We start from the raw sequence: 15692 nt of genomic DNA on the forward strand, positions 1-15692 counted from the left end.
ATTTCATTTTTTTACTGAATTACACAAATGTTAAATTTGTAATTACTTGATAATCTTTATTATATTTGTGAAAATTTACCATAAATCTACTAAAAAAATGATTAAAAATTACCTGATTATTAGCTTATTGTGTTCCTTTATAGGATTTTCACAATTTAATACATCGGCCCCTTGGATGAGTGAAGTAAAAACGGCAAAACAAGGTCAGGCTACGATAGACGAACAAGTTGAGGCATTCAACCATTATTGGTCAACAAGAGATAAAAACGTTAGAGGTTCTGGCTTCAAGCCTTTTATGCGTTGGGAATACCATTGGAGAAATTACACTAACGAACAGGGTTACATTGTATCTTCAGATGAGTTTTGGGATGCATGGCGCCAAAAAAATCAGTCAAAAACAAACCGAAGTGCAACAATGTCACTTCCAGTAAGTAATTGGCAACCTATTGGTCCATTTACACATACAAATACAGGCTCTTGGTCTTCGGGTCAAGGTAGGGTTAATATTGTTCATGTTGATCCATCGAATCCAAATACGATTTATTTAGGAGCACCTGCAGGTGGTATATGGAAGTCTATAGATAATGGCACTACATGGACTCCTCTTACTGACGAGTTACCTCAAATTGGAGTTTCAGGAATTGCGGTTGACTATTCCAATTCAAATGTAATTTATATCGCAACTGGAGATAAAGATGCAGGCGATTCTTATTCAGTAGGAGTATACAAATCAACAGATGGTGGTTTAACTTGGAATCCTACAGGTACTATGGGAGGTTCAAATCCATCTCGTGCAGGGGATATTTTAATTCATCCAACTAACAATCAAATTTTATGGTGTGCAACAAATAATGGTATCTATAAAACGACAAATGCAGGAATTTCATGGACTCAAGTTCAAACAGGAGATTTTGCGCAAGGGAATATAAGATTAAAACCAAGTGATCCTTCAACTGTTTATGCAGTTTCTAATAATAGATTTTATAAATCAACAAATGAAGGAAACAGTTTTACACAAATTAATACAGGATTGCCAGCAAATTCAAGTAGACTTTTGTTGGATGTAACACCTGCAGATGCAAATTATATTTACATATTAAGTGCAAATGGAAGTGGTGATATGCAAGGAATTTATCGCTCTACAAATGGTGGAACGAATTGGACAAAAACTTCTTCAAATGAAACCTCTGTGATAGGTGATGTATTTGAATCACCTCAAGCATGGTATGATTTAGCTTTAGCTGTTTCAACAACAAATGCAGATGAAATTTACACAGGATGTTTAAATGTGTGGAAATCTACTGATGGTGGGGTAAGTGTTACAAAAATGAACAATTGGAGTTCTCCTTCGGCACCTTCTTATACACATGCCGACATTCATTACTTGGGATTTCATGGAAATAGACTTTTTTGTGGAAGTGATGGAGGAATTTATGTATCAAGTAACGGTGGAACAAACTTTACAGATTTAACGGCAGGCGTTCAAATTAGTCAATTTTATAAAATTGCGGTTTCAAAACAATCAGCAGCCAACATGGTAGGTGGTTTACAAGATAATGGAGGACATGCTTACAGTGGTGGGCAGTGGAAAAATTACTATGGCGCAGATGGAATGGACACGGCAATTAATCCCAATAATCCAAACCAATATTACGGTTTTATTCAATTTGGTGGAAGTATGTATATCAGTAACAATGCTGGAAATGGCACGAGTGGTTCTGTTGCTTCACCAGGAGTAGAAGGTAACTGGGTAACGCCTCTTACAGCTAATTCAGCGGGAGATTTGTTTGCAGGCTACAATAACTTATTTAAATTAGTTTCTGGAGCATGGGTGCAGCAAAATACAACGCCAATTGGCTCAGGAAATATAGAATTAATTAGTGTTGATCCATCAAATGACAATACTATGTATGTTGCAAATGGTTCGGGTTTATATAAAAGTACTGATTTAGGGGTTACATTTACCAATGTATACAGTGCTTCAAGCGCTATTACCTCTATTGAGGTTCATTCTTCTGATAGTAGTATTGTTTATTTAACTACTTCTGGTGTAGGAGGTCAAGTTTTAAAATCGACAAATGGAGGAACAACATTTACTAATTTCTCAACAGGATTGCCAAGTATAGGTAAAAATATAATTGTTCATCAAGGAAGAAATACCGACAATCCATTATATCTAGGTACTGATTTAGGCGTTTTTTATAGAGATGATTCTATGACTTCTTGGCAACCATTTGATATTAACCTACCAAATGTTTCTGTTACCGATTTAGAAGTAAACTTAGAAGATGCTAAATTAGTAGCTGCAACTTATGGAAGAGGAATTTGGCAAACAGATATTCCTGTACAAATACCAACCGATGACGTAAAATTTGTTAGTATTCAAAGCCCTGGAATTGACATCAATTGTGGTGCAACGATTACGCCTCAAGTTGAAGTAAAAAATACGGGAACGAATGCTATTACAGCAGTAACTTTTAATTATACAATAGATGGTACGCCTTTTAATTATGTTTGGAATGGTTCAATAGCTTCAAATGCGAATGCAACGGTTGCTTTACCAGCGGCTTCTTTATCTCGTGGTGTACACAATTTAAATGTTACTTCAACAATAACAAATGATGCCTACTCTGACAATAATAGCGGAACAATATCTTTTTATGTTAATGATCCAGGAACGGTTGGTGTTGTGAATCCATTTACAACTCCTGCAAATGCTTTGATTTCATATAATGATGGAGGATCAGGTTCACAATGGGTTAGAGGAATAAGAACTTCTGGTATCATGACATCTTCAGGAAATACGGTTTACACAACTAATTTGACTGGAAATTATCCAGACAATATAAAATCATATTTAGTATCACAATGTTATAATCTTTCAAATGTAACTAATCCACAAATTAGTTTTGCAATGAAATATGATTTAGAGCTAAACTGGGATATCGTTTACGTAGAATATTCAACAGATTTTGGTGCTAACTGGAGTGTTTTAGGACAAATGGGACCCAACTGGTATAATAGTGATCGAACTCAAGCAACAGCTGGAAACGATTGTTACAACTGCCCTGGAGCACAATGGACGGGAACTAACGCAAGTTTAACAACTTACTCATACCCATTAAATGCATTAAATACGGAAACAAATATCATTTTTAGAATTGTATTCCATTCAGATGAAGCTGAAAATTTAAGAGGTGTAAATGTTGATGATTTTGTAATAAGCGGTACACTTTCAAATCAAAATTTTGAAATGAATAATATTGTGGTTTACCCAAATCCATCGAAAGGAATTTTTAATATTTCTCTTGGAAATATTCAACCAACCGCAATCGATGTTTATGATTTAACCGGTAAAGTTATTTTATCGAAATCAGCTATTCAATCGTCAAATATTGAAACTTCTATTGATTTATCTAATGCAGCAACAGGAATTTATTTTGTAAAAATTACTGCTGAAAATCAATCAACCGTAAAAAGAATCATTAAAGAATAAATTATGAATAAATTCATCTTAAAAGGAAGTTTCGGCTTCCTTTTTTTGTCAGTAGCATTATATTCTTGTAAATCATCGCAAGAAGTAGCACCAAAAAAAGAGTCGGTTGGAATCAACGTTGCCTTCATGGATAAATCTACAAATCCAGCCGATGATTTCAACCGTTATGTAAACGGAACTTGGCTAGATAAAACTGAAATTCCAGCCGATCGAACACGTTGGGGAAGTTTTGATGAACTTCGCAAAAATACCGATGACGATGTAATGGCCATTTTGAAAGAAGCCATCAACGACAAAACCATCGATCCAAATTCTGATCAAGCAAAAGCAATTAGCTTATACAAAACGGTTTTAGATACAGTTAGCAGAAATAAAGCAGGAATCGACCCGTTAAAACCTTATTTAGCTAAAATTAATAGTGTTCAAAACGCAGATCAATTAGTCGCTCTATTAGCCGAAATGGAACCAGAAATGGGATTAGGTTTCTTTGGAAGTTATATCGGTGCTGATGCAAAAAATAGCAATAGAAATGTAATTTATGTAGGAACGGGAAGTCTTGGTTTACCAGATAGAGATTATTATGTTTCTGATGCACCAGATAACAAAGAAAAGCGAGAAAAATATGTGGCTCACGTAACAAGAATGTTACAGTATTTAGGTGAATCTGAAGCCACAGCAAATGCAAATGCGAAGAAAATACTAGCTTTAGAAACTAAAATGTCTACCGCAACTTTAGACCGAGTTGAACGTAGAGATAGAAGAAAAACCTACAATCCAATGAGTTTTTCTGATTTACAAAAGTTAGCTCCAACAGTTAAATGGGATGCGTATTTTCAAAATGTGGGAATTGGTAAAGTTGATTCTTTAGTAGTTTCGCAACCAAAATATTTGCAAGCGGTTGAAACTATTTTGAAAGAAAATCAAATAGAAGATTGGAAGGCATACATGCGTTGGACAGCATTAAGAGGTTCGTCAGGATTACTTTCAACGGAAATCGAAAATGCTAATTTTGACTTCTACGGAAAAACATTAACTGGAGCTGTAAAACAACGTCCAGCGGAAGAAAGAGCCTTAGCAACAGTTAACGGAAGATTAGGCGAAGCGTTAGGAAAATTGTATGTAGCTAAAAAATTCCCACCAGAAGCAAAAGCAAAAGCACAAGCTATGATTGCAAATGTGATGTTGGCTTTTGATAATAGAATCAACAATTTACCTTGGATGACAAAAGAAACTAAGGAAAATGCTAAGATTAAATTGAATAAATTCCGCGTTAAAATTGGTTATCCTGATAAATGGAAAGATTATTCAAAATTAACAATTGTAGGTCCAGAAAAGGGAGGAACATATTTTGAAAATTCAAGATTATATGCACGTTGGAGTCACAAACAGAATATTGAAAAACTAGGCAAACCAGTTGACAAAGAAGAATGGGGAATGTCACCACAAACGGTAAATGCGTATTTTAGTCCAACTAACAACGAAATTGTATTTCCAGCGGCGATTTTACAGCCACCATTTTATGATTACAAAGCGGATGAAGCCGTAAATTATGGAGGAATTGGCGCTGTAATTGGTCACGAAATTTCACACGGATTTGACGATTCAGGTTCACGATATAATGCGGATGGGAATTTAGTAAACTGGTGGAGTGATAAAGATTTAGAGCAATTTACTACATTAGGAAGTGCTTTAGCAGATCAATATTCAGCATTAGAACCATTGCCTGGAATTTTTGTGGATGGAAAATTCACTTTAGGAGAAAACATCGGAGATTTAGGTGGAGTTAATGCTGCTTACGACGGATTACAAATCTATTTGAAAGCAAACGGAAACCCAGGTTTAATCGACGGATTCACACCAGAACAACGTTTCTTTATTTCTTGGGCAACCATTTGGAGAAGTAAAATGCGTGATGAAGCGATTAAAAATCAAGTAAAAACTGACCCACATTCACCAGGAATGTATCGTGCGTATGTGCCGTTACAAAATGTGGAAGCGTTTTATAAGGCATTCAACATTCAACAAAATAACGGTATGTATGTTGCACCAGATAAACGCGTGAAAATTTGGTAATCAAATTCAAAAAACAAATCAAATCCCATCTTTTAGGTGGGATTTTTTATTTCTTCTTAATTGCTCGATTCACTAAATAAAGGCCAATAATGGTTATTGTTCCACCAATGATAATCGCTGTGGTTAAAGGTTCATTAAATAACAAATAACCAAAAAACAACGCCACCATCGGATTAATGTACGCATACAAACTACTAATTTCGGTTGGCAGATTTTCCAATGCATAAATAAAGGCAATAAACGTTAACACTGAACCAAAAACGACTAAATACCCAATCGACCACCAAGAAATCGCTGGAATTTCAGTCAACGGAATCGAAGTACCATTAAATCCAATTACACTCGAAATCACAACGCTCGAAATTAACATTTGTAATCCTAAACTAAAATAGGGATTGAAATTCGTCTTATTTTCTTTAATGTAAATCGATGATAATGCCCAAGTGAACGTAGCAATAACCGAAAGTAAAATTCCAAATCGGAATTCAGGTTGTAAGAAATCGTTGAGGTAATCGTAGAAAATCACACAAATGCCGCCAAAAGCGACAATTAAACCTACAACAGCTTTCCAAGACGTTTTTTGTCCGCGAAACAAACTGATAATTACAATCCAAAGCGGAAAAATAGAACCAATAATGGCACCCAAACCACTTGAAATGTATTTCACACCCCAAGTGCTCAAACCGTTACTCAGCATGAAATTCAAAACACTTAAAACAAGAATATTTCTCCATTGACGTTTGTTTGGCCAAGGATGTTTTTTGACTAAGAAATAAAGAAGATACAACAATCCACCAAAAAGTTGACGAAGTGCTACTAATTGCATTGGCGGCATGTGCTTGACACCTTCTTTGGAAGCAATCCAAGTAGTTCCCCAGAAAAAACTAATCCAAATTAGTGCTAAAATGGGCAACCCAATCGCATTTTTCTTTTGTTGGATGTAATTGTGAAATACGCTAAAATACGCCATTACTAAATTTCTTTTTGGAACGAATAGCCTAAAATGGTTTCCACTTTTTTACTAGAAATAATTTTACCCTTCGATTCCGAATTTTCGGCAAAGGTAGGCAATGGCAAATTGAATAGTTCAGCTTTTTTGTGATAATATGATTTACGTGTTGGATGCTGAGGTGCGACAGCGTTGAACGTTTGGTTCCATTCCCAATTGTCATCTCGAGCGAAGTCGAGAGACTTTTCTATAATTCCAATACAATCTTCCCTCTGAATCATATTCACAGGCGCATCAGGATTTTCCACATTCGTTCTTCCTACTAAAAATTTCACAGGATGACGATCATCGCCAAGTAAACCACCAAAACGAATTACGGTAGTTTTGAAATATGAGTTCGATTGTAAAAGTGTTTCGGCAATGACTAATTGTTTCCCACTTTCGGTATCTGGATTTGGTTGTGTTTCTTCTGTAATTTCAACAATTGGGAAACCATCACCATAAACTGAAGTCGAACTCACAAAAACAACTTTCTGAATACCTGATTTTTCAATAAACGGAATCAACGTTTTTACTTTATTTACGAATGTCATTTCGAGCGAAGTCGAGAACTCTCTTCTCAATCCTGGCGGAATATCAATCACTAAAACATGCGTTTCCTTCAGAAAATCTTCAATATTTCCAATGATTTGATGTTCTTCCAGCTGAATTTGGAAAGGCAAAATTCCAGCATTTTTTAACATTTCTAATTTACTTTCCGAAGTGGTTGAACCTTTTATTTCGTGTCCTTTTGAAAGCAATGATTTAGCTAATGGCAAACCAAGCCAACCGCAGCCGAGTATGGAGATTTTTTGATTCATTACTGTGATTTCATTTTAGTTATTAAAGTTTCTACGTCAATTAAATTAAATTGTGAAAATAGAAATGCAAATAAAATAATAAGAAGTACTATTTTGATTTTAGTTTTAAAAGTAATCATTGGTGTCATCAAAGATTGTGATAAAAGAACTAAAATAATTAGTAAAAATAAGAGTTTATATTCTCTGTAAAAATTAATATGATTGAATAAATTTAGATTGTAGTTTTTTTCAAGACCAAAACTACTCATTATAAATCCGCCATATATAAAACTAACTTTTGAAAAAAAAGACAAGAAATACCAAATTAAGGAGTTTTGGTTATTTATTGTTTTGCTTTTTTTGAACAGAATATCTTTGCTTAAAAATTGTTTATTTGTATCAAATGAGATTTTTAAGTAAAAATGTAAACCAATTAGTAAACCAAGAAATGCATAAAATAAATTATAAAACTGTAATTCTTCAGAACTAAATTTTAAATACTCAAAATCTTCTGTTAACGAAAACAATCTATATAAATCTCTTAAGCAAGTAAAAAATAGATATCCCGAAAAACTTAAGAGAGTGCTAACTATAAATCCACCCCAAAGTCTTAGCTTAGAAATAGTTATTTCTTCTCTAAATGAAATCTTTTTTCTTTTTTCTTTCATCTATTTTCTTAACTATCTTTCTTCACCAACATATAAAAATCATCTTCCAAAGCACGATAGCCTTGGTCGTACAAAAAGAAATAGGTGTTACCCGTTTTGGTTTGTAACATGCTTGTAAAAAACTCAAAATCGAAACCTTTACTAAGTAATTTGGTTTTCGTAGTTTTTCCTTTGTCCTCTGGATTGAGTTCACACAAAATGCGGTAATTTTTACGCAATTTGTTGTTAATGTTGCGCATCAGATTGTTCTGATCTTTGTTCATTTTGTTGTTGTATGCATTGCGGCAGCCATCCGAACAAAACTTTTTATCTTCGCGACCAATGATTTTATCGCCACATTCTAAGCAGGTTTTACTCATGGTTTACTTCTTGAAATTAAACTTCATTTCATTTCCACTATCTTCAAAAACCACATAAAGATTGATTTCGTTATCCGAAATTTTCTCAAACGTAAATTTATCGAAATACACATGCGTTGGTGTCACTTTTACCAATTCAAAGTTTTCACTGACTTCTGGTTTTTCCCAGCCTTTCAATTCGCCGTCAAAGTGTTTGAGTTGTAATAATAGCGTTTTGTCTTTTTCAATAATGTGTCCCAATTCATAAAAAACAACTTTTCCGTCTACGACTAATTTAAAATTAAACATCATCGAATTTCCTATGGGTTCGCTCCAAGTTTCTTGACAAATACCACCTAATGCTTCGCCTGTCCAATTCCCGACAATCCATTTTACATCTTGTAAAGTGGCTTTTGGCGAACCTTTTTCATCGTTATAATTCAGAGTGTTTTGTGCGTTACTAAAAGTGTTTCCTAAAACAAAAAGTAGTAAAAAAAGAAAGGTTTTCATCTATTTTATTTTTTTAAGTTGATACAAATCATGTCTACGATCTTTCATGGTTCTAACGCTACCATGTTCATGTAATTCTTTTAATAAATTAATGTCAACGTCTACAATTAGCGTCATTTCGGTGTTTGGCGTAGCTTCGGCTTTAATTCCATTACTCGGAAAAGCAAAATCAGAAGGCGTAAAAACCGCCGCTTGTGCATACTGAATGTCCATGTTGTTTACTTTTGGTAAATTACCAACACAACCCGCAATGGCAACATAACATTCATTTTCAATAGCACGCGCTTGTGCACAATGTTTTACGCGTGTATAACCATTTTGCGTATCGGTTAAAAAGGGAACAAACAAAATATTCATTCCTTGATCAGCCATTAAACGAGAAAGTTCCGGAAACTCTACATCATAACAAATTACAATTCCAATTTTCCCACAATCAGTGTCAAAAGTTTGAATACTATCACCACCTGTAATTCCCCAATGGAAAATTTCGTTAGGCGTGATGTGAATTTTACGATACATCTCTTGTGTTCCATCTCTTCGGCATAAAAATCCTACGTTATACACGTGTCCGTCTTCTAAATACGGCATACTTCCCGTAATGATATTGATGTTGTAAGAAATAGCAAATTCTTGCATTTTCTTTCGAATAGCATCGGTGTGTCTTGCCAATTCTTTGATGGCTTCGGCTTCAGAAAGGTGATTGAAATCTGCCATTAAAGGCGCAATGAATAGTTCTGGAAACAGTGCAAAGTCGCTTCCGTAACCAGAAACGGTATCTACAAAAAATTCGGTTTGTTCAAAAAGTGCTTCTAAATTTCCTAACGAACGCATTTGCCACTGAATTAATCCCAATCGAACAATACTTTTTTCAGTATTAATTAATCTAGGATTGTCTTCATAATAAACGTTATTCCATTCTAATAAAACCGCATACTCTTGCGATTCTATGTCGCCTTCTAAATAATTTTTTAGCACACGAACTTCGTGAAAATCATTACTCAACTGAAATGATAAAACAGGATCATAAATTTCTTTACGCTTTACTTTATGAATGTATTGTTTCGGATTAATTTCGGATGCATATTTTCCATAGTTCGGAATTCTTCCTGCAAAAATGATGGATTTTAAGTTCAATTGCTCGCACAATTCTTTTCGCGAATCGTATAATCTTCTTCCCAATCGCAATCCTCTATATTTTGGATTGATAAAAACGTCAATTCCGTATAAAACTTCTCCTTTAGGATTGTGAGTTGAAAACGTATAATTTCCTGTAATGGTTTTGTAATTTTTGGTTTTAAATGCAAAATCTTCCGTAACTAAAATGGATAATGCTGAACCAACCACAACTCCGTCAGCTACAATTACAAGTTGACCTTCAGGAAATAAAGCTAATAATTTTTCAATATGATCTTCTTTCCAATATGAATTTACCATTTCAGGATAGGATTCAATCATGGATTTTTTTAATTCTTTGTAATCTTCGATTTGAAGGTTTCGTAATTCTACTTTGTTAATTAAATTTGGCATATAACATTGATTTTCAACAAATATAGCGAAAATAATTCCCATTTACAAACGCTTACAAATATTTACAACCGAAAGTAAATAGCTAAATACCGAATAACCTTTTTTTCTCGCCACATCTTTGCACTGTCGAAATGAACGAATTATTAGTCACAGTTTTCAGTCACAGTTTTCAGAAAAATTAATAGAATGGATTTCAAAGAATTATTAGTCTATCAAAAAGCTTTTTCATTAGCTATGGAAATTAAAAAAGTATCAGACTCGTTTCCAAAAGATGAAAAATATGCACTAACGGATCAAATTAGAAGGTCATCAAGAAGTGTATGTGCCAATATCGCGGAAGCTTACAGAAAAAGAAGATATATAAATCATTTTATAAGTAAGCTTACTGATTCTGATGGTGAAAATTCTGAAACTTCCGTTTGGTTAGATTTTGCTTTAGAATGTAATTATTTATCAAAGGAACAACATATTGATATGGTTGTAAAATCCGAAGAAATTGGTAAAATAATTAATTATATGATTTTAAATCCAACAAGATTTGGTTGTAAATTATAAAATTAAACACCTGTGACTGAACACTGCGACTGCGACTAAAAAAGTAACATAATTATTAACATTAAATATTTAAACGCCATGAAAAACAGAGTACAATTAATCGGACATGTAGGTCAAGAGCCAGAAATCAAAACATTAGAATCTGGAAGAGTAGCAAACTTCACTATCGCTACGAATGAAAATTACACTAACGCCAAAGGTGAAAAAGTTGAACAAACCGAATGGCACCGCGTTTCCGCTTGGGGAAAAACAGTAGACATAATCGAAAAATTAGTAACCAAAGGAAGTCACGTTGCCATCGAAGGTAAACTAACCCACAGAAGTTACGACGATAAAGACGGAAACAAACGTTATATCACAGAAGTGGTTGCGAATGAATTGGTTTTATTAAGTAAATAAGCAAGTTCAAAATCAAGGACATTTTTAAATACTAAACATTTTTATAAACACAAATATTAAATTTTATACGCCATGAAGAATTCAGTACAATTAATCGGACATGTTGGACAAGAACCAGAAATCAAAAATCTTGAAGGAGGAAAAAAATTAGCTAATATTTCAATAGCTACTAATGAAGTCTATTATCGTGAAAACGGTGACAAAGTAGAACAAACGCAATGGCACCGAGTTACCGCTTGGGGCAAAACGGCGGATATCATTGAAAGATTTGTAACCAAAGGCAAAGAAATTGCTATTGAAGGCAAACTAACCCACAGAAGTTACGACGACAAAGACGGAAACAAGCGCTTCATTACAGAAGTAATTGCTAATGAAATTTTATTAATCAGTAAATAAGTTGATGATGCAAGTTTGCGTATTTTCAATCCGTTTGGATAACGCGTTTTTGGAGTATGATCAACAGCAATTGAATGCTTTTTTGAATACGGTAACGTTTAAGAAATCGAGCACACAATTTGTTGAAGGAAAAGAAGCGCATTGGTCGGTTATTGTTCATTATGAAACTTTGGAACAACAAAAACTAGAACGATTTGAACAAAAATCTTACGAAGATTTAAACCCAAAAGACAAACAAGTTTATGGTTATTTGAATCAGTGGAGAAACGAAAAATCAGAGGCTTTGAAATTGAAAAAATACATGATTTGTCACAATTCAGAATTAATAGATTTAGCGCTATATAAGCCAAGTAACTTAGATGAATTGCAGCAGATTAAAGGTTTCGGAAAACAAAAATCGGAGCGATTTGGAGAAGATATTTTAGCAATTTTGAATGCTGTTTAATGGATGGACCATCGACTTTTGTCGGTGGTTTATTTATTTAATTCTGTTTGTAAAGCTTCAACAAATAATCCCATGTGATAACCATCAACCAAACCATGATGCGCTAAAACCGTCATAGACATTGTTTTTTTATCATTTTCAGTCATCAATTTTCCAAAAGAAACTTTTGGGCAACTATCTGGAATACTAAAATTTCTAGAATGTGTTAATCCTGTGAAATTGATCCAAGGAACGGCAGAAAAATGAATAATATTTTCAGGAAATTCTCTAGTAAAAAGTCCAGGAGTTATTTGAATTCTTTCAATTTCAGTTTGCACAATTTTAGCAAATTCATGCAAATCGGAATGAAATTTCATAAACGAAAAACCAAACGTTTTGTCTTCGCGCATAATGGTAGAAGAAGCGTCAATTTCGTCATAAAGCACCACATCATTTCCTTGAATTCGATACCTGAAATTTTCCACGTGGTTTACAGCAGCAATCGTTTTGTGTAAATAATAAACAAAAAACGGAATTTGCATGGCTTTCGCTTTTTCATAAGCAATAGTCATGTCTATAGGTGTAGTAATCCCAAAAAAAGGTTCTTCGAAAGTACAGAAAAATTCAAAATGTTCTTTTCGATTCCAAGTAGAGAGGTCTATTTTCTGCTTCATTTTAGTAAGGGTAAAATTTCCGTAATATTGGTAAACGATTTGAAATTATCGTGCTCAATTTCAAAATCAATTTTCTCGTATTCCCAAGTCGTGTGATACGGAATGTGAATCGCATGTCCGCCAATATTTAAAACAGGTAAAACGTCTGATTTTAATGAATTTCCAATCATTAGAAAATCTTCGGCTTTACAATCTAAACGACCTAACATTTTTTCATAATCCAATTCGGCTTTGTCGCTCATGACTTCAATATGATGAAAGTAAGCACCAATTCCTGAATCGTGCAATTTGCGGTGTTGGTCTTTTAAATCGCCTTTTGTAGCTACAATTAATTTATGACTGCCTTTTAATTGTTCTAAAACTTCAGTAACGTTGGGTAATAATTCGACTGGTTTTTGCAGTAAATCTTTCCCAATTTGAATCACTTTTTGAATATTTTGTCCCGAAATTTTATGATTGGTCAATTCCAAAGCCGATTCAATCATTGACAATGTAAATGCTTTGATTCCGAAACCATACAGTGGTAAATTCTTAATTTGATGATTCAAAATCAATCCCAAAATTTCCTGACTCGAAGCATAATCTTGAAACAAAACACAAAAGCGTTCTTGGGCCTCATCGAAATAAGGTTCGTTGTGCCATAAAGTATCGTCGGCGTCGAAAGCGATTATTTTTGGAGTCATATTATTTTATTTAACACAGATTCCACTGATTTTTTCAATTTGTGTTCATCTGTGAAATCTGTGTTTATGTTTTATTAAGAAATCATCGCGCCATTAATCACACCTTCCGCATCTGGATTTACGAAAACCAATTTACCTTCTGCATTATTCGTCAATAACAACATTCCTTCACTTTCCACACCGCGTAATGCTCTTGGTGCTAAGTTTACTAAAACAGTTACGCGTTTTCCAATGACTTCTTCCGGTGTAAAATGCTCGGCAATTCCAGAAACGATGGTTCTAACATCAATTCCAGTGTCTACTTTTAAAACTAAGAGTTTGTTGGCTTTTGGCATTTTTTCTGCCTCGATAATCGTCCCGATTCGTAAATCTATTTTGGCAAAATCTTCAAATGAAGCCGTTTCTTTTTGCGGTTCAGCTTTTGCATTTTCCACTTTATTGGCCGTTTTAGTTGCTTCTAATTTGTCTAATTGTTTTTGGATTTCGGCATCTTCAATTTGGGCAAACAAAATTTCGGCTTGACCAATTTGATGTCCTGCTGGTATTAAATCTGTTTTAGTAGTTACATCGTTCCAACCTAAAGTACCGATTTTTAAAATATTTGATAATTTTTTAGCCGTAAAAGGTAAAAATGGTTCCGATAAAACGGCTAATGCAGCAGCAATTTGTAATGCTACATACATTTGTGTTTGCACCCTAGCCGGATTTTCTTTCACCATTTTCCATGGTTCTTCATCCGCTAAATATTTGTTTCCTAAACGGGCTACGTTCATTAATTCGCCTAAAGCTTCTCTAAATCTGTAACGTTCAATTGAACTTGAAATTACGGCAGGATACGCTTTTAACTCGGCTAATGTTTGCTCGTCAACTTCAGAAAATTCGTTCGGAGCTGGAACAATTCCGTCGTAATATTTATTGGTTAGCACCACGACACGATTGATGAAATTTCCAAAAATCGCAGCTAATTCATTATTATTTCTTGCTTGAAAATCTTTCCAAGTGAAGTCGTTATCTTTGGTTTCTGGAGCATTTGCCGTTAATGCATAACGCAACGAATCTTGTTTTTCTGGGAAATCTTGTAAATATTCGTGCAACCAAACCGCCCAGTTTTTAGAAGTCGATAATTTGTTTCCTTCTAAATTTAAAAATTCATTTGCCGGAACATTATCAGGTAAAATATAACTTCCTTCTGCTTTTAACATCGCTGGGAAAATGATGCAATGGAAAACAATATTATCTTTTCCAATGAAGTGAACCAATTTTGTATCGGCATCTTTCCAATACGGTTCCCAATCTTTACCTTCGCGAGCCGCCCATTCTTTGGTTGAAGAAATGTAGCCAATTGGCGCATCAAACCAAACGTACAATTTTTTTCCTTCCGCACCTTCTACAGGAACATCAATTCCCCAATCCAAATCACGCGTTACAGCTCTTGGTTCTAAACCACCATCAACCCACGATTTTACTTGTCCGTACACATTTGGTTTCCAATCGTTTTTATGACCTTCCAAAATCCATTCTCTTAAGAACGATTCGTAACGATTTAAAGGCAAAAACCAGTGTTTGGTTGATTTTAAAATCGGAGTTTCGCCTGTAATAGTTGATTTTGGATTAATTAAATCGGTTGCATTTAAAGTCGAACCACATTTTTCACATTGATCGCCATATGCTTCTGGATTGTCGCATTTTGGACAAATTCCAGTTACGAAACGATCTGCTAAGAATTGGTCCGCTTTCGCATCGTATAATTGTTCGGTTGTTTCTTCGATGAAATCGCCGTTATCGTATAATTTTTTGAAAAATTCTGATGCGGTTTTATGATGAATCTCCGAAGAAGTTCTCGAATAATTATCAAAAGAAATGCCGAAATCTAAAAACGATTGACGAATAATTCCGTCATATTTATCAATTACTTGTTGAGGCGTAATGCCTTCTTTTTTAGCTTTCATAGAAATCGCTACACCGTGCTCATCACTTCCGCAAATGAAGGCCACATCTTTCCCTTGCAAACGCAAATATCTTGCATAAATATCGGAAGGAACATAAACACCCGCTAAATGCCCAATGTGAATGGGTCCATTTGTATAGGGTAAAGCCGCTGTAATCGTATATCTTTTTGGATTTTCTAACATATCATCATAAAATTTGATGCAAAAATAAT

General features: G+C 34.3%; 15 protein-coding genes. 6 read left to right on the plus strand and 9 right to left on the minus strand.

The features are described 5' to 3' along the window. Positions 1-97 precede the first annotated feature (97 nt). On the plus strand, positions 98-3496 hold the full coding sequence (locus tag OLM52_RS11710) for a VPS10 domain-containing protein (RefSeq protein ID WP_264548693.1): 3399 nt from the start codon (positions 98-100) through the stop codon (positions 3494-3496). A gap of 3 nt (positions 3497-3499) precedes the next feature. Continuing rightward, positions 3500-5569: a M13 family metallopeptidase gene (locus OLM52_RS11715; protein ID WP_264548694.1), complete on the plus strand. Its 2070-nt coding sequence runs from the start codon at positions 3500-3502 to the stop codon at positions 5567-5569. A gap of 46 nt (positions 5570-5615) precedes the next feature. Here the strand turns inward: OLM52_RS11715 and OLM52_RS11720 are convergent, their stop codons facing one another. From OLM52_RS11720 to OLM52_RS11745, 6 genes are read right to left on the minus strand one after another with little or no spacing between them, the layout of a single operon-like run. Continuing rightward, on the minus strand, positions 5616-6539 hold the full coding sequence (locus OLM52_RS11720) for a DMT family transporter (RefSeq protein ID WP_264548695.1): 924 nt from the start codon (positions 6537-6539) through the stop codon (positions 5616-5618). A 2-nt stretch (positions 6540-6541) separates the two neighbouring features. Next, positions 6542-7378 carry an SDR family oxidoreductase gene (locus OLM52_RS11725; RefSeq protein WP_264548696.1) on the minus strand — a complete coding sequence of 279 codons (837 nt, stop codon included), beginning with the start codon at positions 7376-7378 and terminating at the stop codon, positions 6542-6544. Further along, a complete protein-coding gene (locus OLM52_RS11730; RefSeq protein WP_264548697.1) occupies positions 7378-8025 on the minus strand; it encodes a hypothetical protein in 648 nt (215 codons plus the stop codon). The genes OLM52_RS11725 and OLM52_RS11730 overlap by 1 nt, the downstream gene beginning before the upstream one ends. 8 nt (positions 8026-8033) lie before the next feature. After that, a complete protein-coding gene (locus OLM52_RS11735) occupies positions 8034-8384 on the minus strand; it encodes a hypothetical protein (RefSeq protein ID WP_113987668.1) in 351 nt (116 codons plus the stop codon). A gap of 3 nt (positions 8385-8387) precedes the next feature. Further along, positions 8388-8873 carry a DUF6265 family protein gene (locus tag OLM52_RS11740; protein WP_264548698.1) on the minus strand — a complete coding sequence of 162 codons (486 nt, stop codon included), beginning with the start codon at positions 8871-8873 and terminating at the stop codon, positions 8388-8390. Next, positions 8874-10400: a carbon-nitrogen hydrolase family protein gene (locus OLM52_RS11745; protein WP_264548699.1), complete on the minus strand. Its 1527-nt coding sequence runs from the start codon at positions 10398-10400 to the stop codon at positions 8874-8876. 186 nt (positions 10401-10586) lie between these two features. Between OLM52_RS11745 and OLM52_RS11750 the strand changes: the two genes are divergently transcribed. The 4 genes from OLM52_RS11750 to OLM52_RS11765 all read left to right on the plus strand — a co-directional run bounded on the left by OLM52_RS11750 (position 10587) and on the right by OLM52_RS11765 (position 12195). After that, a complete protein-coding gene (locus tag OLM52_RS11750; RefSeq protein ID WP_264548700.1) occupies positions 10587-10955 on the plus strand; it encodes a four helix bundle protein in 369 nt (122 codons plus the stop codon). A gap of 78 nt (positions 10956-11033) precedes the next feature. Continuing rightward, complete coding sequence (locus OLM52_RS11755; RefSeq protein ID WP_264548701.1) at positions 11034-11354, plus strand: single-stranded DNA-binding protein; 321 nt, start codon at positions 11034-11036, stop codon at positions 11352-11354. Between the two features lie 72 nt (positions 11355-11426). Beyond that, complete coding sequence (locus tag OLM52_RS11760; RefSeq protein WP_264548702.1) at positions 11427-11750, plus strand: single-stranded DNA-binding protein; 324 nt, start codon at positions 11427-11429, stop codon at positions 11748-11750. 4 nt (positions 11751-11754) lie between these two features. Continuing rightward, positions 11755-12195, plus strand: coding sequence for an HRDC domain-containing protein (locus tag OLM52_RS11765; protein WP_264548703.1), 441 nt, complete (start codon positions 11755-11757; stop codon positions 12193-12195). A gap of 29 nt (positions 12196-12224) precedes the next feature. Here OLM52_RS11765 and OLM52_RS11770 read toward each other — a convergent pair whose 3' ends face one another. From OLM52_RS11770 to metG, 3 genes are all read right to left on the minus strand, one after another. Beyond that, a complete protein-coding gene (locus OLM52_RS11770; RefSeq protein WP_264548704.1) occupies positions 12225-12848 on the minus strand; it encodes a chloramphenicol acetyltransferase in 624 nt (207 codons plus the stop codon). After that, a complete protein-coding gene (locus OLM52_RS11775; RefSeq protein WP_264548705.1) occupies positions 12845-13531 on the minus strand; it encodes an HAD family hydrolase in 687 nt (228 codons plus the stop codon). The genes OLM52_RS11770 and OLM52_RS11775 overlap by 4 nt, the downstream gene beginning before the upstream one ends. Before the next feature lie 74 nt (positions 13532-13605). Beyond that, on the minus strand, positions 13606-15663 hold the full coding sequence (metG, locus tag OLM52_RS11780) for a methionine--tRNA ligase (protein ID WP_264550547.1): 2058 nt from the start codon (positions 15661-15663) through the stop codon (positions 13606-13608). Between the last annotated feature and the right edge of the window lie 29 nt (positions 15664-15692).

The sequence above is a fragment of the Flavobacterium sp. N2820 genome, from assembly GCF_025947285.1.
GTDB lineage: Bacteria > Bacteroidota > Bacteroidia > Flavobacteriales > Flavobacteriaceae > Flavobacterium.